Annotated in this window: 19 protein-coding genes and 1 riboswitch; of the genes, 7 read left to right on the top strand and 12 right to left on the bottom strand. The window is 59.6% G+C overall.

Translation table 11 applies throughout. The annotated features are described in order from the left end of the window. Nucleotides 1-18: 18 nt before the first annotated feature. From BZL43_RS25055 to BZL43_RS25040, 4 genes are all read right to left on the bottom strand, one after another. Nucleotides 19-627 carry a YqiA/YcfP family alpha/beta fold hydrolase gene (locus BZL43_RS25055; protein WP_095634760.1) on the bottom strand — a complete coding sequence of 203 codons (609 nt, stop codon included), beginning with the start codon at nt 625-627 and terminating at the stop codon, nt 19-21. A 185-nt stretch (nt 628-812) separates the two neighbouring features. Beyond that, complete coding sequence (gene cpdA / locus BZL43_RS25050) at nt 813-1628, bottom strand: 3',5'-cyclic-AMP phosphodiesterase (protein ID WP_095634787.1); 816 nt, start codon at nt 1626-1628, stop codon at nt 813-815. A 128-nt stretch (nt 1629-1756) separates the two neighbouring features. Next, nucleotides 1757-2209, bottom strand: a complete 453-nt coding sequence (locus BZL43_RS25045) for a DUF1249 domain-containing protein (protein WP_095634759.1) — start codon at nt 2207-2209, stop codon at nt 1757-1759. After that, nucleotides 2200-2817 carry an NUDIX domain-containing protein gene (locus tag BZL43_RS25040; protein WP_095634758.1) on the bottom strand — a complete coding sequence of 206 codons (618 nt, stop codon included), beginning with the start codon at nt 2815-2817 and terminating at the stop codon, nt 2200-2202. The genes BZL43_RS25045 and BZL43_RS25040 overlap by 10 nt, the downstream gene beginning before the upstream one ends. A 230-nt stretch (nt 2818-3047) precedes the next feature. Here BZL43_RS25040 and BZL43_RS25035 point away from each other — a divergent pair, with 230 nt between their 5' ends. After that, complete coding sequence (locus BZL43_RS25035) at nt 3048-3794, top strand: RsiV family protein (RefSeq protein ID WP_095634757.1); 747 nt, start codon at nt 3048-3050, stop codon at nt 3792-3794. Between the two features lie 130 nt (nt 3795-3924). Here BZL43_RS25035 and thiC read toward each other — a convergent pair whose 3' ends face one another. Further along, nucleotides 3925-5814: a phosphomethylpyrimidine synthase ThiC gene (gene thiC / locus BZL43_RS25030; RefSeq protein ID WP_095634756.1), complete on the bottom strand. Its 1890-nt coding sequence runs from the start codon at nt 5812-5814 to the stop codon at nt 3925-3927. 163 nt (nt 5815-5977) lie between these two features. Then, nucleotides 5978-6083: riboswitch (TPP riboswitch) on the bottom strand. Nucleotides 6084-6275: 192 nt separating this feature from the next. On the opposite strand from thiC, the gene BZL43_RS25025 reads away from it, so the two are divergent. After that, a complete protein-coding gene (locus BZL43_RS25025) occupies nt 6276-7709 on the top strand; it encodes a TolC family outer membrane protein (protein WP_095634755.1) in 1434 nt (477 codons plus the stop codon). A gap of 102 nt (nt 7710-7811) precedes the next feature. Here the strand turns inward: BZL43_RS25025 and waaA are convergent, their stop codons facing one another. Both waaA and BZL43_RS25015 read right to left on the bottom strand, forming a co-directional pair. After that, nucleotides 7812-9089 carry a lipid IV(A) 3-deoxy-D-manno-octulosonic acid transferase gene (gene waaA, locus BZL43_RS25020; protein WP_095634754.1) on the bottom strand — a complete coding sequence of 426 codons (1278 nt, stop codon included), beginning with the start codon at nt 9087-9089 and terminating at the stop codon, nt 7812-7814. A 22-nt stretch (nt 9090-9111) separates the two neighbouring features. After that, on the bottom strand, nt 9112-10002 hold the full coding sequence (locus BZL43_RS25015; RefSeq protein ID WP_095634753.1) for a LysR family transcriptional regulator: 891 nt from the start codon (nt 10000-10002) through the stop codon (nt 9112-9114). A 103-nt stretch (nt 10003-10105) separates the two neighbouring features. Here BZL43_RS25015 and BZL43_RS25010 point away from each other — a divergent pair, with 103 nt between their 5' ends. The 5 genes from BZL43_RS25010 to BZL43_RS24985 all read left to right on the top strand — a co-directional run bounded on the left by BZL43_RS25010 (nt 10106) and on the right by BZL43_RS24985 (nt 15030). Beyond that, a complete protein-coding gene (locus BZL43_RS25010) occupies nt 10106-10438 on the top strand; it encodes a multidrug efflux SMR transporter (RefSeq protein WP_008004867.1) in 333 nt (110 codons plus the stop codon). Nucleotides 10439-10686: 248 nt separating this feature from the next. Next, nucleotides 10687-11862 (top strand): FAD-binding oxidoreductase, encoded by a 1176-nt coding sequence (locus tag BZL43_RS25000; RefSeq protein WP_095634752.1) that lies wholly within the window; start codon nt 10687-10689, stop codon nt 11860-11862. Further along, nucleotides 11859-12674: an aldo/keto reductase gene (locus BZL43_RS24995; protein WP_095634751.1), complete on the top strand. Its 816-nt coding sequence runs from the start codon at nt 11859-11861 to the stop codon at nt 12672-12674. The genes BZL43_RS25000 and BZL43_RS24995 overlap by 4 nt, the downstream gene beginning before the upstream one ends. A gap of 101 nt (nt 12675-12775) precedes the next feature. Continuing rightward, nucleotides 12776-13744: a metal ABC transporter ATPase gene (locus tag BZL43_RS24990; protein WP_095634750.1), complete on the top strand. Its 969-nt coding sequence runs from the start codon at nt 12776-12778 to the stop codon at nt 13742-13744. Nucleotides 13745-13860: 116 nt separating this feature from the next. Then, complete coding sequence (locus tag BZL43_RS24985; protein ID WP_095634749.1) at nt 13861-15030, top strand: IS4 family transposase; 1170 nt, start codon at nt 13861-13863, stop codon at nt 15028-15030. Nucleotides 15031-15091: 61 nt separating this feature from the next. Here the strand turns inward: BZL43_RS24985 and hldE are convergent, their stop codons facing one another. The 5 genes from hldE to BZL43_RS24960 all read right to left on the bottom strand — a co-directional run bounded on the left by hldE (nt 15092) and on the right by BZL43_RS24960 (nt 22026). Further along, nucleotides 15092-16513: a bifunctional D-glycero-beta-D-manno-heptose-7-phosphate kinase/D-glycero-beta-D-manno-heptose 1-phosphate adenylyltransferase HldE gene (gene hldE / locus BZL43_RS24980; RefSeq protein ID WP_095634748.1), complete on the bottom strand. Its 1422-nt coding sequence runs from the start codon at nt 16511-16513 to the stop codon at nt 15092-15094. 76 nt (nt 16514-16589) lie between these two features. Next, nucleotides 16590-18011 carry a PIG-L deacetylase family protein gene (locus BZL43_RS24975; RefSeq protein ID WP_095634747.1) on the bottom strand — a complete coding sequence of 474 codons (1422 nt, stop codon included), beginning with the start codon at nt 18009-18011 and terminating at the stop codon, nt 16590-16592. A gap of 16 nt (nt 18012-18027) precedes the next feature. Next, a complete protein-coding gene (locus BZL43_RS24970) occupies nt 18028-18870 on the bottom strand; it encodes a GNAT family N-acetyltransferase (protein ID WP_371916229.1) in 843 nt (280 codons plus the stop codon). Between the two features lie 53 nt (nt 18871-18923). Next, the gene (msbA, locus tag BZL43_RS24965; RefSeq protein ID WP_095634746.1) at nt 18924-20714 is read right to left on the bottom strand and encodes a lipid A export permease/ATP-binding protein MsbA; all 1791 of its coding nucleotides are present in this window, start codon (nt 20712-20714) and stop codon (nt 18924-18926) included. Between the two features lie 100 nt (nt 20715-20814). Next, nucleotides 20815-22026 (bottom strand): O-antigen ligase, encoded by a 1212-nt coding sequence (locus BZL43_RS24960; protein ID WP_095634745.1) that lies wholly within the window; start codon nt 22024-22026, stop codon nt 20815-20817.

Below are 22026 nucleotides of genomic sequence, written 5' to 3'. Positions count from 1 at the left end.
TGTGAACAAGAGGCGAAATCACAGTGCAGTGAAATCAATCGCCTGATACAAATCTGCGCCGATGCCGGCGAAACCCAGCATTGCCGGCAATCGCTCGGCAAAACCCTGGAAACTATGGTCGCCGCCCGCCTGGATGCGCAAGGCACAGGCTCGGTAATACTGCTGGGCGAGGCGATAATCCAGCGTTTCGTCGCCGGTCTGCAACCATACTTGAAACCGCTGCGGATCCTTGGGCGCCGGCACTTCCAGCTCGGCCAGGGCCGTTACGTGGTCGTGGGTCAATTCCCAAGTCTCATCGGTATACAGATTTTTCTGCGTCCCCAGGAACCCGTCGAACATCCGGTGCGGGCTGACGGCAGGGTTGATCAACAGGGCTTTCAAGCCATGGCGCTCGGCCAGGTGAGTCGCATAGTAGCCGCCGAGTGAGCTGCCGACCAGCAGTGGCCGCCCCAGCTCGGCAATCGCCTGCTCCAGCTGACCGATGGCCTGGCGGGGATGATGATGCAAGGCAGGCACAAGCAATTGGTCACTCAAGCCCAGCCGATCCATCACATTGATCAACTGACAGGCCTTTTTTGAGGCAGGTGCGCTGTTGAAACCGTGGATATAAAGGATCGAACCAGACATTTGAGCGCCCTGTGCGTCGGGTAAAGAGGCGCAGTTTACAGGGTGTCGGGAAAATCGGGGATATGCGTGAAAATCAGGTTGCCTTGGCGGACGCCATCGCGAGCAGGCTCGCTCCCACAGGGGTATGCATTCCAATGTGGGAGCGAGCCTGCTCGCGATGGCCACGCCGCGGTCTTTCTGTATGTTCAGTAGCCGTTGGAGCCGTAATCAACCTGGAAATCGAAACCGGTGATGCGCTCAACACCTGTTTCGAGCTGGCCATCCGGCAAAAGTCGCAACCACCGATACCCCGGTGCCTGCTGGCTCACCTTGAAATCATCACTGCCCGGCTCGAACTGAATGCAGGTCGAGGGCGATGCGAGCAGGCGTACACCGTTGCGCACCTGGTCGATTTCCTGATGCACATGCCCCCACAGCACTGCACGCACTTGTGGAAAGCGATCCAGCACCGCAAACAACGCCTCTGGATTGCGCAAGCCAATAGGCTCCATCCATGCACACCCGATCGATACCGGATGATGATGGAAACACACCAGATGATACCGCTCCGGCGCCTCACTCAATGAGCGAGCGAGTAACTGCAACTGCTCATCCTGTAAATACCCCGGCACCGACCCCGGAACCGCCGAATCGAGCAGCGTGACCCGCCATTTGCCGATGTCCACCACCGGCTCCAGCAGCGCACTCTGCATCGCCGCCTCGGCCATGATCATCGGCTCGTCATGATTCCCGGGAATCCAGCGCGCGGGGGCGTCGATCTGCCGGGTCAGGTCACGAAACAACTGATATGACTCCAGCGTCCCATCCTGTGAAAGATCGCCGCTGGCAATCATCAGATCGATCTGCGGCTGCTGCTTCAACACCAGTTCAATGACCTGTTGCAGGCTGTCGCGGGTATTCATGCCCAGCAACGTCCCGTCCGCCTCGGCAAACAAATGGCTGTCGGTGAGTTGCACCAGCAACGCCGGATCGGCGGTGGTTAATATGGATACGCTCGGCAAGGCGTTCTCCCAGGGCGTGATCACGGAATGGGTCAGTGCCGCGATTATGCTGGGGGACGAGCAAAAGAGGAAACCCGTGAACCGGACGCAGTTCACACTCAACGCCCTGTTTCCCGAAAGACAGGGCGCTAACGAACGACTGCGTACTCGTGCCCACAGGCCAGACAATGGCTCAGCCATTCCCCCAGGAACAGATTGAGCTGAGCTTTTTCATCCGGCTGATGCATCGCGGCGTTCGGGTAAGGATAGATGCCCCGGAAGCGTCGCGCATGTTCGGCGCTGACCACTTCGGCCATGCACGCGTCGTGATACACCTGAACTTCCAGTTGCGGCACCGGCAGCCATGGCAGGCTGTGTTCCTGGCGGACTTGCAGGGTGGTGGTATACGGACAAACCTGCAGCACCTCGAGGGCCAGCACGCCCAGCATCTGGTCGCCGTGGGTCACGGCAATGCGCCGTGCCTCCGGTTCGCTACGCATATCCGGTAGCAGTCGCATCAGGCGCGCGTAGTTGGCCTCGCAGGAGGCTTGCAGCCCCACGAGGTCGATCCGGTAGCGATCGCGCAGCTTGTTTACGACCATAACCCCCTCACTTCAACGCGGTTCAAAGCCAGCCATTGCAAGGCAATGATGCTTGGCGCGTTGGCAATACGTCCGTCGCGTACGGCTTGCAGGGCATCCTCGAACGCCCAGACCGTGACACGAATATCTTCTGCCTCTTCCTCCAGCCCATGCAGGCCGCCAACCCCGGTTGTCTGGCAACGCCCCAGGTACAAGTGCACGAATTCGTTACTGCCACCCGGCGATGGAAAATATTGGGTGATCGGCCAGAGTGCCCCGAATACAAGCCCAGCTTCCTCCTGCGCTTCGCGGTGAGCAACTTCTTCCGGTACTTCATCCTTGTCGATCAGACCGGCGACCAGTTCGATCAGCCACGGATTGTCAGTCTTGCCCATGGCGCCAACGCGAAACTGCTCGATCAGCACCACTTCATCGCGCTGCGGATCGTAAGGCAGCACGCACACCGCATCGTGGCGCACGAACAGTTCACGATTGATTTCCCGACTCATGCCGCCGGCGAACAATTCGTGGCGCAAGTGCACGCGGTCGAGCGTGTAGAAACCCTCGTAGCACTTTTCGCGCCGAACGATATCGACGGCGGTCGGAATGGCGTTGGCAAAATCAGTCATGACAATCCTCGTTTACTGCAAATCCGATCCGAGGCTCCTTTTTGTTACTTGCAACCTCGACTTCGCGCCATCCTAACGCGCCCGCGATGTTTGATGCAGCCCCTTTCCAGTCAGCGAGATAGACGGTGAGGATGAAACCAACTCTAATTAGCTTAGTGGCGAACTGACTGCTTCGTTAAGAGTCGAAGCGGGTAACTTTTCGCCTTCCCCCTGTTTCGTAAAGGACGCCCATGTCGCTTTTCAAGATCGCCTCCGTGGCCGCCATTGCCCTGACCCTGGGTGCGTGCCAGAGTCTGTTCCAGCCCAATTACCGGGCGCCGCTGGAAACCACCCGCGACGCATCGGAACAATTGAAACCAGGCTGCGCCAACCCTGAATGCCCGCTGGTGAATATCGATACGCTGCATTTTCCCGATGAGCCCGCACTTGACGGCATCATCGAAAAACGTCTGCTGCAAATGACCCGCACCTCACCCCAAGCCCCCGTGGCACCAACGCTGGCGGCGTATCGCGAGCAGTTTTTGAGCAGTGCTGGTCCGCGCTACAGCAGTTACCTGCAAGCCAAGGTACGTGAGCAGCATGACGGCTTGGTGATCATTGAATTGTCCAGTTACCTGGACACCGGCGGCGCCCATGGCACGCCGGGCCGCGGTTTCATCAACTATTCGCGGCAGCAGCATAAAGTGCTGACGCTCTCGGACATGTTGATCCCGGGACAGGAAGAGGCGTTCTGGAAAGCGGCCCAAGTGGCGCACAACAGCTGGCTGATCAGCACCAAGCTCGATCAGGAACCGGAGTTCGTGAAGAGCTGGCCCTTCGTGAAAACCCAGAACGTGGCGTTGACCTATGGCGGGGTGATCCTCAAGTACGAAGTGAGCACCCTTGCGCCTTACGCACTGGGCCACGTCGAACTGAAGATCCCCTACCCGCGGTTGAACGGTATTCTCAAGCCCGAACTGTTTCCCGGCCGTAGCTGAAGAGACAAGCGTTGTGATCGTTCCCACGCTCCGCGTGGGAATGCCTCCAGGGACGCTCCGCGTCCAATGACGCGGAGCGTCACGGGCTGCGTTCCCACGCAGAGCGTGGGAACGATCGGTACGCTTGTGGCTAGACTTTCTTGTACAACTGACTGCCTTCCTGCTTGAACCGCTCGGCCTGTTCAGCCAGACCTTGCGCAACTTCCGCATCGACGGTTTCGATCCGCTGGTTGGCCGCGTATTCACGGACTTCCTGGGTGATCTTCATCGAGCAGAATTTCGGCCCGCACATGGAGCAGAAGTGTGCGACCTTGGCCGAATCCTTCGGCAATGTTTCGTCGTGGTACGAACGTGCGGTGTCCGGATCCAGGCCCAGGTTGAACTGGTCCTCCCAACGGAATTCGAAACGCGCCTTGCTCAAGGCATTGTCGCGAATTTGCGCCCCCGGATGCCCCTTCGCAAGGTCGGCGGCGTGGGCCGCGATCTTGTAGGTGATGATCCCGGTCTTCACGTCATCCTTGTTCGGCAAGCCCAAGTGTTCCTTCGGCGTCACGTAGCAAAGCATCGCACAACCGAACCAGCCGATCATCGCCGCACCGATACCGGAGGTGATGTGGTCGTAACCTGGGGCAATATCGGTAGTCAGAGGGCCGAGGGTGTAGAACGGCGCCTCGTCGCAGCACTCCAGCTGCTTGTCCATGTTCTCTTTGATCAACTGCATCGGCACGTGGCCCGGGCCTTCGATCATGCACTGCACGTCGTGCTTCCAGGCGATTTTGGTCAGCTCGCCGAGGGTTTCCAGCTCACCGAATTGAGCGGCATCGTTGGCGTCGGCAATCGAGCCCGGACGCAGGCCATCGCCCAGCGAGAAGCTGACGTCGTAGGCCTTCATGATTTCGCAGATGTCTTCGAAATGAGTGTAGAGGAAGTTTTCCTTGTGGTGCGCCAGACACCACTTGGCCATGATCGAACCGCCACGGGAAACAATACCGGTCACGCGTTTGGCGGTCAGCGGCACGTAGCGCAGCAACACACCCGCGTGGATGGTGAAGTAGTCGACGCCCTGCTCGGCCTGCTCGATCAGCGTGTCGCGGAACAGCTCCCAGGTCAGGTCTTCGGCGACGCCATTGACCTTCTCCAGGGCTTGATAGATCGGCACGGTACCGATCGGCACCGGCGAGTTACGGATGATCCATTCGCGGGTTTCGTGAATGTGCTTGCCGGTGGACAAGTCCATGACCGTGTCCGAACCCCAGCGAATGCCCCACGTCAGTTTCGCCACTTCTTCTTCGATGGACGAACCCAAGGCGCTGTTGCCGATGTTGCCGTTGATCTTCACCAGGAAGTTACGGCCGATGATCATCGGTTCCAGTTCGGTATGGTTGATGTTGGCCGGAATGATCGCGCGACCGCGGGCGATCTCTTCACGGACAAATTCCGGCGTGATGATTTTCGGCACGCTGGCGCCAAAGCTGTAGCCGGCGTGTTGCTGATCCAGCAAGCCCGCCGCACGAGCCACTTCAAGCTTCATGTTTTCGCGGATGGCGACGTATTCCATCTCGGCGGTGATGATGCCCTTGCGGGCGTAGTGCATCTGGCTGACGTTGGCCCCGGCCTTGGCGCGGCGCGGGTTGTTCACATGGGCGAAACGCAGCTTGGTCAGCTCGGCATCGGCCAGGCGTTCCTGGCCGAAGTTGGAGCTCAGACCCGGCAGACGCTCGGTGTCGCCACGGGACTCGATCCAGGGTGAACGCACATCGGCCAGACCTTTGCGCACGTCGATGATGACATTGGGATCGGTGTACGGACCCGAGGTGTCATAAACCACCACCGGGGCGTTGATTTCGCCGCCGAAGTCGGTCGGGGTCACGTCCAGGCTGATTTCGCGCATCGGCACGAGGATGTCGGGGCGAGTGCCCTGGACATAGATTTTTTGCGAGCGGGTAAACGGCTGAACCGATTGCTGATCGACCTTGGCCGAGTCACTCAGGTTGGTTTCGATTTTTGATTTTGTAGTCATCACGGGCTCTCCAGACACACATCCAGGCAGTGGATTTTTGTCGGAGCGAACCTGTAAACGAATGGACGCACGGGTGCTGGAAAACCAGCTGTGCTGTGCTCGGTGCTCAAGGGTGTTCGATTGTCGAACAACATCCCGGACGAAGCACAAGAGGACTCGCCGGGTGACGAGAAATCTTGTTCCCTACGCAGGCGCTAACCTGATCAGGTTCAACGGGATCCGAAATTATTCGATCTCAGCCTCATAGCAAGGCACCCCGACAAGAACCCGGCCAGTCTAGACACAACTGGCAAAGAACGCCAACTCCGCAGCAAACACCATGATGAATGGCGCAAATGCAGGATTGTTGCCGTGCCTGCGTGCAACTACACTCGCTACGCCATGCCGCGCCTTGACGCTGCAGGGCACCGCGCCGTAGCCTTGGCGCTCAAATTATCAGCGTAATTTTTAGGGATGGCCTCATGCTGCGCAAACTCTCACTGGCCCTCGCCGTGTCTTGTGCGTCCAATGGAATGGCTTGGGGAGCTGAGGCGCCCTTATCAACCAAAACAGATCTGGTCAGCGTCTATCAGGAAGCGGTGGACAACAACGCCGACCTCGCTGCCGCCCGTGCCCAATATGGCGCCCAGAAGGAAGTCGTGCCCCAGGCCCGCGCCGGACTGTTGCCCAACCTGTCCGCCGGTGCCGACCTGAACAACACCCGCACTTCGCTCGATCAGCCATCGCTGACCACGACCCGCAGCGGCACGGTATATCAGGCGACCCTCGCGCAACCGATTTTCCGCGCCGATCGTTGGTTCCAGTTGCAAGCTGCCAAAGACGTCAACGAACAGGCAGCGCTGCAACTCTCGGCCACTGAACAGAACCTGATTCTGCAAAGCGCGGAAAGCTACTTCAACGTGTTGCGCAGCCAGGACACCCTGGCCTCGACCAAAGCTGAAGAAGCGGCATTCAAGCGTCAGCTCGACCAGTCCAACGAGCGCTTCGACGTCGGTCTGTCGGACAAGACTGACGTGCTGCAATCCCAGGCCAGTTACGACACCGCGCGGGCCAACCGGATTCTCGCTCAGCGTCAGGTGGACGACGCGTTCGAAGCGCTGATTACCCTGACCAACCGTCAGTACAACTCGATCCAGGGCATCGTTCATACCTTGCCGATCCTGCCTCCGGCACCGAACGACGCCAAGGCCTGGGTCGACACCGCCGCAAAACAGAACCTGAATTTGCTGGCCAGCAACTACGCGGTGAGCGCCGCCGAGGAAACCCTCAAGCAGCGCAAGGCCGGACATGCGCCCACCCTGGATGCGGTCGCGCAATACCAGAAAGGCGACAACGACGCCCTCGGCTTTACCAACCCCAACCCGAACGGCGTGCGTTACGGCGGCGATGTCGAGCAGCGCACGGTTGGCCTGCAATTGAGCATCCCGCTCTACAGCGGTGGGTTGACCAGTTCGCAGGTGCGTGAGTCCTACTCTCGGCTGACTCAGTCCGAGCAGCAACGCGAAGCGCTGCGTCGTCAGGTCGTGGAAAACACCCGCAACCTGCACCGTGCCGTCAACACCGACGTCGAGCAAGTGCAGGCACGTCGACAGTCAATCATTTCCAACCAGAGCGCGGTGGAAGCGACGGAGATCGGTTATCAGGTGGGAACACGCAACATCGTCGACGTACTTGATGCCCAGCGTCAGCTGTACACTTCGGTGCGTAATTACAACAACACCCGCTACGACTACATCCTCGACAACCTACGCTTGAAACAGGCCGCCGGCACCTTGAACCCGGGGGACTTGCAGGACCTGACGCGTTACCTCAAACCCGACTACAACCCGGATAAAGACTTCCTGCCACCGGATCTGGCCAAGGCGGCGGCGGAGCAGTTGAAAGCGAGGCCATAAAAAGCAAAAGATCGCAGCCTTCGGCAGCTCCTTACATTGGGATTGATGTACACCCTGTAGGAGCTGCCGAAGGCTGCGATCTTTTTTTTCAGGCGACTCGGTCTAACGCTCGATCAACCGCCCCAACCCATCCAGCAACCGCTGCAACGCGCCCTGATTGGTGCGCATCACTTTCAGCCCCGCCTCTGCCATCCGCCGTGCATCGCTCGGCAATTCGAACAGCCGCTGCACCGCCAGCGCCAGACCTTGGGCATCATCGACCTCGGCCAGCGCCCCCGCGCTGCGCAACTGCGCGGCGATCTCGAGGAAGTTGAACAGGTGCGGCCCGCTGAGCACCGGTTTGGCCAGGGCCGCCGGCTCCAACAGGTTATGACCGCCGTTGGGCACCAGGCTGCCGCCGACGAAGGCGCTGTCGGCCAACGCATAGAGAAACAGCAACTCGCCCATGGTGTCGCCCAGCAGCACCGAAGTACTGGCAGTCACCGGCTCGCCCGTCGAACGCCGCACCGTGGCGAATCCCTGTTGCTGGCACAACTCGAACACCGGGTTGAAACGCTCCGGATGGCGCGGCACCAGAATCAGCAAGGCATCGGGATGATTGGCCAGCAGCCGACGATGGGCAGCCAGCACCACCTCGTCTTCGCCTTCATGGGTACTCGCGGCGATCCATATCGGGCGTTCCTGCGCCTGCCATTGCGCCCGCAACTCGGCGGCACGCTGCAGCAGTTGCGGGTCGATGGTCAGGTCGAACTTGATCGAACCGGTCACCTCGACGGTTTCCGGGCGCGCGCCCAAATCCCGGAAGCGCTGGGCCTCGGCTTCGGTCTGCACGGCGAACAGGCTCATCTCGGCGAGCATCGGCCCGGTCAGTTTATGGAAGCGGCCATAGCCTTTTGCCGAGCGCTCGGACAGTCGCGCATTGGCCAGCGCCACGGGAATCCCGCGTTTGGCGCATTGGTGGATATGGTTGGGCCAGAGTTCGGTTTCCATGATAACCGCCAGTTTCGGTCGGGCCCGATCAAGGAATCGCCTGGCTGCGCAAGGCAAGTCATAAGGCAAATAACAGTGCTGAATGCGTGGCTCGTTGGCGAACAGCGCCTGGATCCTCTCTGAACCGGTCGGCGTCATGCAGGTAACAGTGATCGGCAGCGACGGATAACGCTGCAGCAAGGCGCGAATCATCGGCGCGGCGGCAATGCTTTCGCCCACCGACACGGCGTGTACCCAGATACCGCCCGGCTTCATCGCCGGTAGCGCAAGGGAGAACCGTTCGCCAATGCGCTTGGCGTACGCCGGTGCTTTGCGCGCCCGTAGCCAAAGCCGAATCGCTACCAATGGCAGCCCCAGGTAAAACAGCGCGGTGTAGAGAGTTCTATTCATGGCGGCGGAGTTTATCGGTTTTTTAGCCGATCGCCTGCAAGTGCACGGCAAAACGTTCAGCCAGCCAACGGGCCGCCGGGCCCAGGGGGTCGTCGCGACGCCAGACCAGTTCGACAATCAAGGCTGGCGGCGTCCATTCGCTGGCCAATTCGACCATCTGATTCTGATACGCCGGGTACTGCACCACATGGCGCGGCAACCACGCCCAGCCAAGCCCGCGCATCACCCATTCGGCCATCACATAGAAACTGTCGGCGCGCCAGACCTGCGGACTGGCCGGCTCACTGCCGGGGTAGACGCTGGATTGCGTGGACATCAGCAGCTGTCGATGCTGCGCCATTTGCTGGCAATCGACCTGCGCCTGCTTCGCCATGGGATGCCCCACGCCGCACACCGTAACCATTTCGACGCTACCCAGCACCCGCCGCTCGAGGGCTTCGGGAATTTGCTCATGATAAAACAGCAAGCCCAGATCGGCCCGGCGCTCCACCAATTTGCGCGCGACATCACCTTGGGCGGCGCTGGTCAGTTGCACTTCCAGGCTGGGAAATTTTTCTGCCAGCGCCTCGAAGCTTTCAACCACTGCCTGATAGGGCATCGCCTCGTCCTGAGCCACCCGCAGACTCGCTTCCTGGCCACGCATCATCGCCAGCGCCCGGCCATTGAGACGCTCGCATTGACGCAGCACTTCCCGCGCCTCTTCAAGCAGGGCGGTGCCGGCTTCGGTGAGTTTCGGCTGACGACCACTGCTGCGATCGAACAGGCTGACGCCCAGATCCTCTTCCAGCAGCGCAATCGAACTGCTGACCGCCGATTGTGCCTTGCGCTGGTCGCGCGCCACTGCGGAGAACGAACGCTGTTCCGCGACGCTGACAAACAAGCGCAGCTGTTCCAGATTCCATTGCATGTTCATGGCTCAACCCATCTTCAAAACAGATAGGTAATGACTTTACCGCATCTGGCGACACTCTAGAATACCGAGCTCAGAGAGCAACGCTTCACACGAGGATCGACCCATGACCGCTTACTACTACCTGGCCATCGCCATCTGCGCCGAAGTGATCGCTACCGTTTCGATGAAAGCGGTCAAGGGTTTCAGTACGCCACTGCCGCTGCTGTTGGTAATCGTTGGTTACGGCATTGCTTTCTGGATGCTGACCCTGGTGGTGCGCAGCGTTCCGGTGGGCGTGGCCTACGCGGTATGGGCCGGCATGGGGATCGTGATGGTCAGCGTCGCGGCGCTGTTTATCTACGGGCAGAAGCTGGATGTGCCAGCGATGTTGGGGATGGCGCTGATAGTGCTGGGGGTTGTGGTTATTCAGCTGTTCTCCAAAACCGCGGGGCATTAACTGACGCAACCAATCCCTTATGGTGAAGGAGACCCTGTGGCGAGGGGGCTTGCCCCCGTTGGGGCGCGAAGCGGCCCTAATCCCTTCACCGCACTTTCACTGAATTATCGCGGCGGCAGACTGACGACTGCTTCGCAGCCGAACGGGGGCAAACCCCCTCGCCACAGTGGGTTCTGTTGATCGCCAGCAAAACCTCCCATCTAGGAGTCTGTATACTGCGCCCTCGTCTTGAACACTGAGGTCGCTGCATGCCATCCGTTATTTCCACCGACGTTCTGATTGTCGGCGCTGGTGTCGCCGGCCTTTGGCTGAATGCGCGCCTGCGCCGCCAGGGTTTTTCGACCGTGCTGGTGGAAAGCGCCAGCCTCGGTGGCGGGCAGAGCCTGAAGTCTCAAGGGATCATCCACGGCGGCGCCAAATACGCATTGCACGGCGCCCTGACCGGCGCTTCGGAAGCCATTGCCGACATGCCGCGTCGCTGGCGTGAAGCGCTGGCCGGCGACGGCGAGCTGGACTTGTCCGGCGTACGTCTGCTGTCCGACGCCCATTACCTCTGGTCTCCCGGCACCCTCGCCGGCAACCTCACCAGTTTCTTTGCCAGTAAAGCCGTGCGCGGGCGGGTCGATCAGGTCAAGGGCGACCAACTGCCGCCAGCCCTGCAAGACAAGCGTTTCAAGGGCAAGGTCTATCGCTTGGCGGAGCTGGTGGTTGACGTGCCAAGCCTGATCCAGCGCCTGGCCGATTTGGCCGGTGACGGTCTACTGGCCGGCCAGCACATTGAACCGCTGCTGGAAAACGGCGAACTGGTTGGCTTGAAAGTCGACGAACGCGAGATCCGCGCCCAGCGTATCGTTCTCAGCGCCGGTGCCGGCACCGCCGACCTGCTCACAGCACTGGGCCTGAACCAACCGGCGATGCAGCGCCGCTCCCTGCACATGATCATTGTCAAAGGCCCGGGTCTCAAACCGCTGTATGCCCATTGCCTGGGCGGCGGACCGAAGCCGCGCATCACTGTGACCACTCATCCGGCGGCCGATGGCCAATGGATCTGGTACCTGGGAGGCGACATCGCCGAAGCTGAAGGCGTGGCCCGCGATCCTGCGGCGCAAATCGCCACCGCGCAAAAAGAACTCGGCAACCTGCTGCCGTGGATCGACTTGAGTACCGCGCAGTGGGCAACCTTGCGAGTGGAACGCGCCGAGCCACTGCAATCAGGCCTGACTCGTCCGGATAATGCCTTCCTCGCCGAGCAGGACCGTCTGCTGGTGGGCTGGCCGACCAAACTGGCCCTGGCGCCGGACTTCGCGGACCGCGTCCTCGCGGCACTGCAACGCGACGGCATCCAGCCGAGCCATCCGGCGCCGCTGCCGGAACTGCCGAAACCGCCAATGGGCGTCTCTGCCTGGGAGCAACTGCTGCCATGAGCCAACCGACCTTGCACGATCTGCATCGCCCTCTGGGCAGCACCGGCCTGTGGGTATCGCCCCTGGGCCTGGGCACGGTGAAACTGGGCCGCGATCAAGGGGTGAAGTACCCCAACGGCTTTCAGATCCCCGGCGATGACGAAGCGCGCATGCTGCTCAAACTCGCCCGTGACTTGGGCATCAACCTGATCGACACTGCGCCGGCCTATGGCCGCAGCGAAGAGCGCCTAGGCCCGCTGTTGCGAGGCCAACGTCAGGACTGGGTGATCGTCAGCAAGGTGGGCGAAGAGTTTGTCGACGGCCAGTCGCGTCACGACTTCAGCGCCGCCCATACGCGCCTCTCGGTAGAACGCAGCCTGCAACGACTGGAAACGGACGTTATAGATCTTGTATTGGTGCATTCCGACGGCAACGACCTGGCAATCCTCAATGACAGCGAGGTCTACCCGACCCTCGCCGAGCTCAAGCGCGAAGGCAAGATTCGCGGTTTCGGTTTTTCCGGCAAAACCGTCGAAGGCGGCTTGAAGGCTCTGGAACAAGGTGATTGCGCGATGGTCACCTACAATCTGAACGAACAGAACGAGAAACCCGTCATTGACTATGCTGCTGCTCACGGCAAAGCGATCCTGGTCAAAAAAGCCCTGGCCAGCGGCCACGTTTGCCTGAGCCCGGGCGTGGACCCGGTGCGTGCCAGTTTCGAGTTGTTGTTTCAACACCCCGGGGTGGCCAGCGCTATTGTCGGGACCATTAATCCGCTGCACCTCGCCCACAACGTCGCGACCGTTGCCCAGGTCCTTCGCAGGGCCTGTTGACGTTTGGTGGCGATTGCGACGCCGGCCCTTCGGGTTGCGCGCCTAACGTCAACAGACCCTAGCCATTGATGCCGCCCACGCGGCCTTAAGCAGGAGCCGACATGCCGCGTACGCTGATAAGAAAGAACCCGAGCAACTTCAAAACCCTGCCGTTATTCGTCGAAGCGAGCCCCGAAGGCCTGAGCTACCAAAGCGTCGGGATGCCGTTGAATTTCTCCCAGACATTGCAGCGTCGCCGCCCGGTGTCGGTAGCCGACAGCGAGCGGTTCGCCCTGGAGCTGGCAAATCTGGGGGTTTCGGTGCGCCTGACGCTGCATTGGCAGAATCGCGATTATTGGGTATTGGTGCGTCAGCGTCGGCAGGACCGAGGCGATGTGGTGCTCAAGCTGATCTCCGGTTATGTGCCGGCCCATGAACTGAGCCTGCCGCTGCACACGGCCACTCAGGAAATTGCCGAGGAGTGCCTGCTGGAAACCCCGGAAGGCTGGCTCAGCGGGCGATTCAACGATACCTGGCTACCAGCACCTTACTCAGCCGCCCTGCATTATCGCGAAGCCCTGCCGTTTCGCCTGACACCACTGTCCGGCTCGGCGCGGCCGGTGCGCTGCGCCAACATGCCGCTGATCGAGCGTCCGCGGGCTTACGTGCATTTACCGACCGCATCGCTGCAATTGATCTATGACTTGCGCCTGGATGTGCCCAAGGAAGCCAAATCCCTGAGCCTGTTTCACGTCGACGAGCGACTGGAAGGTGATCAACTGGTGGCCCGGCTCGATCGCAAACGTCCCGATTTGTACCTGATGCCATTGCAGGACGGCCAGCCGATGGCCGAGTTGTACACCTTGAAAAAAGATCGGTTGTATCCGGCGAGTACCCGCGGGCTATATCTGGCCGAGAGTTTTGCCCGGCAGGAAGGCTGGCTGGTGAAGGATGAGCGGATTCGCTGGAAAGACTGGATGAGACAACAGGGTTTGACCCCGCCGGGGAAGGATTCCGGTTTGGCCCGCTTGCATGGAAAAGCAAAGCAACTGCTGAAAAAAATCGTGCCGCGCAAGGCAGCGCGCCCTTGATCGTTCCCACGCAGAGCGTCACTAGTGTCCGGTAAAAACTGAAGGGGGAGCTTGCTCCCCCTTGCTGTGCCTGCTTCGTAAGCAATAATCAGGTTTTTCAGACTCGATTTTCGCCTATGTTCAGCAGCACTCGATTTGCACATATGCTCCAGGCCCTTCCTCATCAGCTCTTCAAAGCAGCCGTCAAACGCTGTGGCGCTGATCGTTATGCCAAGCAGTTCACTTCATGGGATCTACTTATCACGCTGATTTACGGTCAGCTTGTCCAAGCTAAAAGCTTGCGCACGTTGGCGACAGCTTCACAGTCGCTGGAACCCCATCGTCACCACCTCAACGCCAAGAACATGGTGCGCTCGACCCTTTGTGACGCGCTGAACAAGCGCAGCTCAGAGCCGTTCCGACTGGCCTGCGAGCACTTGCTTCAAGGCATCGGCCGCAAACAGCGCAAGTCGCTCGAGGCGATGATCACCTTGATCGATTCGACCTCGATTAGCCTGCGTGGACCCGGTTTTGACGAATGGACCACCGCGACGAAAACCCGCATAACCCAAGGCATGAAGGTGCATGTGGCAATCGATCCACGGCAAACAGCCCCGACTTATGTAAACATCACCGCCGCCAACGTCAACGATCTGAGCGATGCCCTGACCATGCCGCTTGAAGCGGGTATGACGTACGTTTTCGACAAGGGTTACTGCGACTACAACTGGTGGCATCAGATTGATCAGCTGGGCTCTTTCTTCGTCACCCGGCTTAAGAAAAACGCCAATCTGAAGCACGTAGAAAATTTGAGGAAAGAGGATGCACCGGAATTCATTGAGGCGGACGAATCGGTGTTGTTCGGTAAGAAATACCTGAACACTCGAAGTCCGAATCACTACCAGGATCAGGCTGTACGCCGGATTCAGGTTCGCCGAGACGGCCACGAAACGCCGCTGGTGCTGGTTACCAACGACTTCTCTCGCTCAGGCGAGGAGGTCGCCGATCTGTACAAACAACGTTGGCAGATCGAGTTGTTTTTCAAGTGGATCAAGCAAAACCTCAAGCTCAAACGGTATTTCGGCTTCTCCGAAAATGCCGTCCGTCTGCAGATCTACAGCGCCTTGATTACCTACCTTTTGCTGCACCTTTATCAGCACCGCTCAGGTTGTTCAGGGTCTATTTCAGACTTTTCCATTCGGCTGACCCACAGCTTGTTCGAACGCCCATTAAGCATCGAACACCTTGAATACCGAAGGCAAAAGCGAACAGAGCTGAAGGCTGCCCAAGGCAGCCTTCAGCTTTGAAAAAGTTTTACCGGACACTAGTGACGCAGAGCGTGGGAACGATCAAGCACGCTCACTGCTATCAGTGATTGCGGATCTTATCGACTATCGCCGTGGTCGAGCTGTTTTCTACCAACCCCAGTACTTTCACAGTCCCGCCGTAAGCGGTGACGATGTCTGCGCCAACCACTTGCTCGATCCCGTAGTCGCCGCCCTTGACCAACACATCCGGCTTGACCTCGCGCAGCAGGTTTTCCGGAGTGCCTTCGGCGAAGCTGATGACCCAGTCCACGGCGCCGAGACCGGCCAATACAGCCATGCGACGGTCGACGCTGTTGATCGGCCGACCCGGCCCTTTCAAGCGGCTCACCGACGCATCGTCGTTGACCGCCACGATCAGGCGATCGCCTTGGGCACGCGCTTGCTCGAGGTAGGTCACGTGGCCGGCATGCAGGATGTCGAAGCAGCCATTGGTGAACACAATCTTCTCGTTGTGCGCACGTGCATCGTCGACCGCCAGCAACAGTTGCTCCAGCCCCAACACACCGCGCTCGGAACCTTCTTCACGCTGGATCGCACGACGCAATTCCGGGGCGCTGATGGCGGCCGTACCGAGCTTGCCGACCACGATGCCCGCCGCCAGGTTGGCCAGGGCCACCGCGTGGGGCAGTTCTTCGCCAGCGGCGATCGCCGCCGCCAGGGTAGAAATCACGGTGTCACCGGCACCGGTCACGTCGAACACCTCGCGGGCACGGGCCGGCAGGTGCAGCGCCGGATGATCCGGGCGCAGCAAGGTCATGCCGTGCTCGCCACGGGTCACCAGCAAGGCACCGAGGTCGAGGTCGTGCATCAGCTGCGCGCCCTTGCTCACCAGCTCGTGTTCATCGGCGCAACCACCCACGATGGTTTCAAACTCGCTGAGATTCGGAGTGATCAGGCTCGCGCCGCGGTAGATCGAGAAGTCCTTGCCCTTGGGATCGGCCAGCACCGGAATGCCGCGGGCACGAGCAGCCTGGATCAGTATCTGATGGTTTTTCAGCGCGCCTTTGCCATAGTCGGACAGCACCAGCACTTTGATGCCTTCGAGCATTTCGTCGACTTGTTCGCCCAACGCCAAGGCGTCGGTGGTGAAAGGCTCTTCGAAGTCGATACGCAGCAATTGCTGGTGCCGGCTCATGACCCGCAACTTGACGATGGTCGGCTGATGCGCAATACGCTGGAACAACGCCCGCACACCGGCACCCTTGAGGCTATTGACGAGGCTGTCGGCCGCTTCGTCATCACCGGTCACACCAACCAGCGAGGCCGGCGCACCGAGTGCGGCAATGTTCAGGGCAACGTTGGCGGCACCGCCCGGGCGGTCCTCAATGTGTTCGACCTTGACTACCGGTACCGGCGCCTCAGGGGAAATCCGTGAGGTACCACCATGCCAGTAACGGTCGAGCATGACATCGCCGACCACCAGGACAGGGGCCTGATCGAATCGTGGCATGGATAACTTCATGGAAACTCCAGGGGCAATAAAAGCGTCGCGGATAATAACATAGCGAAAGGTTGCGGCCGCACGCGAGCACACAGGCTCAGCGGCGGTCACTCTGTGGAGGGGCATCCAGTGGACGCACCCAGAAAATTTCATGTCGGCGCACCGCTTTGCGGAAGAACTCGTCTTCACCGGTGCGGGGCCAGCAACGCCCGGCCAACAACCGCTGAATCACCCGGCGCAGACGTTTTTTGAACGGCGGACGACCCTGCAAGTCATGCTGCATGCCCAAGGCCATGGCTTTGTCCATGCGGGTTGGCGCGTCCAGCAACGGGCTCCATAGCCCATCAGCCGGCAACGGTTCTATGGTCGGCGGCAGGGCAATGCCATAACCCGCCGGCCCCATCGGCCAGCGGTCGTTGTCGTGCAGGTGATTGGCATAAAGCAGCAAGGTACGCGGGCGCCAGGTACTGAGTTCAATCGCGTCCATCAAGGCGCGTGTGCTGGCCAGATGATCGCTGTGGGGATCCAGCTCGGGATGGGGCGTCAGCACCGCCTCGGGCCGGAAATGCTCAAGCAGACGCGCCAGATCAGCCACCAGGTTGCGCCAATGGGGCTGACCATCGACATCCCCCGGCAGGCTCAGGGCATTGTGCCGACGCACGTCACGTATATCGCTCTCTCCCGACTCCCGAGAACCGAAGCTTTGCTCCGGTTGCTGCGCCATCGCACTCAGTTGTAAGCAGTAATAACCCAATTGCACACATTGTTGTTGCGCAACCCCGCCCCACAGCGGCACTGCCAGGCTATCCCAACTGCGCAGGCGCCCCTTCAGACGGGCGGCCTGAGCGGCGTCGAGGCCCATATCGCGATAGTTTTCGGCCTCGATCTCGCCTTGGGTCAGTGTGACGATAGCCACCTCGGACGCCCGGCTGTAGAGGCCAAAAGCCGCCAGTTCAGCATCATCGGCATGGGGGGCGATGATGAGCAGGCGCTGCTGGCCAAAATCCGGATGACTCAGGGCGTGCAAAGTCGCCTGGGGTGCCAGGCTGCAAAAGCGTCCACGCAACGTCAGGGTCCCGGCAGCCAGCGCCGAACCTTGCCCGGACAGATTGAGAAAACGCTCTCCCGCAACACCGCGCTCCAGGTCCTGACGGTCGTCACCGATCCATACCTGCGGGTCAAGAAAGCGACCCAGCCAATGGCTCTTGACCCGCACCTGCAAAACCAGGGTTTGCGCCACGCCAAAGTCGCCCGTCACCTGCAAGACTCCATTGGCCAGGGTGGCGGGAAATTGCGGCGTACCCGCGGGGAAGTCATAGCGATAATCATCGCCCGGGGCATAGAAAAGATGGTCGGCGAACCAGGCTTCATGGGCGATCCAGCCCAGCAGCAGGAACAGCGGCAACGGCCACCACGCGATAAAGACGCCAAATAGCAATGCAGCCAACAACGCACCGATCAGCACCACACGTTTGCGTTGGCGATGGCGTTTAAGCAATTGTTGCTTGCGTGCGCTCATGACTGCCTGTCCTCGCTCAAACCTGATAGACCGGAACCCGGTGACACCAGCGATCCTTGTATTCGCGATCGGCGCGGCCGAACGAGTAACGCAGCGGCTTACCCACGGCGCGGGCTTGTTCCCAAGCAGCTTGGGTGTTGACGAAACTGAGTACGCTGCCAGGGCTGAACTCGCGGTTTTGCGGGTCGACACCGCCGTTAATGTATTCCAGGCTGACCCACTTGGGCGCCTCGACCCGGTACAGAATCTGGATCGCCACCGGTTCGTCGTTCAGGTAGATCAAGGACCCCGTCATGAACTCACGTAACAGGCTAAACACTTCAGTAAGACGCGCCTTGCCCGGTGCTTCAAAGTTCCAGCGGCGCTGGAACAGGTCGGCGTAGATGCTCGCCTGTTCGCTGGCGCTCAGCTCCAGCATCGGTCGGATAATGCCACCCGCCTCTTCAAGCAAACGCTGGTCACGACGCTGGTTGTAGCGAAACTTCTTGCTGTAGTCCTCTGGTTCACGAGCCAGCGCCAGGCCTTCCGGTTGCTCAGCGAGACCGGTGATGTTTGGGGCATTGAGTTCAGACACATAACGAGCGCGGTGCCGCACACGTATCTGGGCATCTTCAGCCACCGGCAGGATGATCTCGGCATTGCCCAGATCAAGCAGCCCGCGCTTGCCTTCACGCTTGAGCACTTCCTTGGACAAGGCCACATGACGACCCCAGGTCGGCATCGCGGCGCACAATTGACCATCGACGAACCAGCCCAGATAACGCACCGGGATGCCTACCAGCCCCGCCAGACGCTCAACCACATCGGGATGAGTCGCCACGCTGCCGCCAAACTGTTGCCAGGCCTGGGTATAAGCCATTGCATCGATGGGCGCCCAGCCGCTTTCTCTCCAGGCTCGCCAGTAACTCAAAATCAAACGTGGGACTCCGTCATTGCCTCGTCAGTGCTTTCGACGAAATCCTTCTCGTGCAGGCGTGCATAAAGACCGTTCAACGCCAACAACTCGGCGTGAGTGCCGCGTTCGACGATGCGGCCCTGGTCCATCAGCAGGATCAGGTCAGCTTTCTCGATGGTCGACAAGCGGTGAGCGATCACCAGCGTAGTACGACCTTTCATTACTTGTTCCAGAGCCGCCTGAATATGGCGCTCGGATTCGGTGTCGAGGGCCGAGGTGGCCTCATCGAGTATCAGCAAGGGCGCATTCTTGAGCAGTGCCCGGGCGATCGCCAGACGCTGGCGTTGACCGCCGGAAAGCAGCACGCCATTTTCGCCTACCAAGGTGTCGTAGCCCTGTGGCATTTGCTCGATGAACTCGGCGGCATAGGCATCTTCGGCGGCCTTGCGCACGTCTTCGAACGGTGCGCCGGCGAGGTCGCCATAAGCGATGTTGTTGGTGACGCTGTCGTTGAACAGGGTGACTTGCTGGGTCACCAGGGCAATGTGCCGACGCAGATTGGTCAGCTTGTATTCCTCGACATCCACACCGTCGAGCAGGATCTGACCCTTGTCATGGTGATAGAAACGCGGAATCAGGTTGGCCAGGGTCGACTTGCCGCTGCCCGAACGCCCCACCAGAGCGACCATCTGGCCCTCTTCAGCGGTAAAGGAAATATCGTTGAGCACGATTTTGTCGGTGCCCGGGTACTGGAAGCTCAGGTTACGTACTTCCAGGCGACCACTGACGCGCGCCATCTCCTTGGTGCCCGTATCGACTTCCGGAACTTCGTCGAGCTGCTCGAAAATGCTCTCCGCACCGGCCAGCCCTTTCTGGATCGTGGCGCTGACTTCCGACAACTGACGAATCGGCTTGGGCAATAAACCGGCAGCGGTTATGTAGGCAACCAGTTCGCCGGCAGAGGCATCGCCGCGAAGGTAAAGCACCAGATACATCAACACAGCCATGCCGATGTAAATCACCAGTTGCAGCATTGGGGTATAGATCGATTGGGTGCGGGTCATGCCCAGGCTGCGGTTCATATTGTCGGCGCTGGCCTTGTGGAAACGCTCGATTTCGTAAGTCTCACCGCCAAAGCTGCGAACCACGCGATAGCCCTGGATCGTCTCCGAAGCCACATGGGTCACATCGCCCATCGCCACCTGGATTTTCTTGCTTTGCTTGCGGAATTTTTTGCTGGCGCTGCTCACCAGAATCGCGATGACCGGCAGGATTGCCAGCAATACCAAGGTCATTTTCCAGTTGCTGTACAGCAGGTAACCGAACAGGAACACCACCGTCAGGCCTTCACGGATCACCACTTTGATCGCATCGGTGGCGGCACCGGTAACCATGGTCACGTTATAGGTAATACGGGAAATCAGGTGGCCGGAGTTGTTGCTGTCGAAGTAACGGTTAGGCAGGGTCAACAGGTTGTCGAACAAGGCGCAACGCAGGTCGTGGACCACGCCACGGGCAACCTTGGCCAGGTAATAGTTACCCAGAAATGAGCCAATACCCTGGTAAACGGCGATCAGCACAATCAATAACGGTACGCCGAGCACCAGCGAGACACCCATAAACTTGGTGTCATCGGGCTTTTGCAAGGCGTCGAGAAAATGTTTGAGCATGTCCGCCAGCATCGGCTGGCTGGATGCAAATAGCACGAAGCCGACAATACTGAGAGCGAAAGCCCCCCAGTACGGGAGCACGTATTTCAGCAACCGCAGGTAGATCTTCATGCTTGATTGCTGGTCGGAATTGGCCATTCGGCACGCCTCGTACGTTTGAAAAAGACAGACAACCTGTGGATTGTAACAGCGAACGAATTACAACATCGGCTCAGCCCGGATGAGGGGCCGAAACGCTTTAGCCCTTCGCTACCGGACCACGCGCATCAGGAGATGCAACACTCCAGACGAAATCCTTGTTTGCATTGCTCCCACGAGTGGCCAGCACGATACTCAAGGCAATCGGCAACCAGGTGATCAACCAGTCGGCATTGGGCTTGAGCCAGAGGCCAATGCCATCCGTCATCAGTGACGCCCCGGAAAACACCCAGAGAGCCAGCAATGCCTGCCCCAGTGGCTGCGCGCGCGAAATCCAGCCACGCCAGCCAGCTGTCAGCCACAACCAGCCGAACAGCAGCAGGCCAGGGGCGCCGAGACGCACACCGATATCCAGGAACAGATTGTGCGGATGTTTGAATGCCTGTCCGATTTCGGGGACAGGAATCAGGTACTGATGGAATCCCAACCCCATCGCCCAATGATCCAGCATCAATTGAACGCCGCCGCTCCATAGCTCGGGACGGAAAGAAACGCCGCGCTGCAAGAGAATTTCCGGCTTGAATACAGCAACGGACGCCAACCCCAGAACCACCAGAATAATCAGCCCGGCTCCCAGGCGCGACGGTCGCGCCACTCCCATCACGAAGAGACAGGCCAGCAAGCCGATCCACACTCCACGGGTTTGGCTGAAACCCAGGAATAGCGCATACCCCAGCGCCGGAATCAGCACCAACATCATTACCCGGGGATTGAAGCGCTTGGTTTGCAGCGTGAATACGCCAAGGATCAGCAAGGCACCCACTGCATGCGCAGCCATGATTGCAGTGTCCCACAAGCCGATGGCGATCAGCCTGCCGCTGAAAGGTTGAGCGGACACTTCATAAAAGTAGACCCAGGAAGCCGCCGCAAAGAAACCGCCCATAATCGATGCGTACAACAACATCGACTCCAACCGCCATTTGCGGTTCTGTGCAGCCAGTAGCACGCCCAACAGGGTCAGGGCCACATAGAGCGTCACCTTGCTTTTGCCCAGGATATTATTGCCACCCTCAACCATCAGCACCAGTAACGTCCAGGCCACGAAGAACACAAAAAGGACGCACTCCGGTTGCTTGAGCATCATGCGAAAGTCCCGATGGAACAGCGCCAACAGGGCAGGCAGCCACAGCAGGAAAATCAGCATCTGGTGATACAGCTTGTTGTCCGGCAGTACCCACGCCCCACACAGCAGCACAAGAAAACCGATAGACGCCCACACTTCCAGGACTTCCTTAGCGAACAACTTCTTCAT

The organism is Pseudomonas sp. PICF141, assembly GCF_002286815.1.
Lineage (GTDB): Bacteria > Pseudomonadota > Gammaproteobacteria > Pseudomonadales > Pseudomonadaceae > Aquipseudomonas.
Note: the sequence above shows the minus strand (reverse complement) of the source record. Positions and strands in the feature narration are given on the sequence as shown.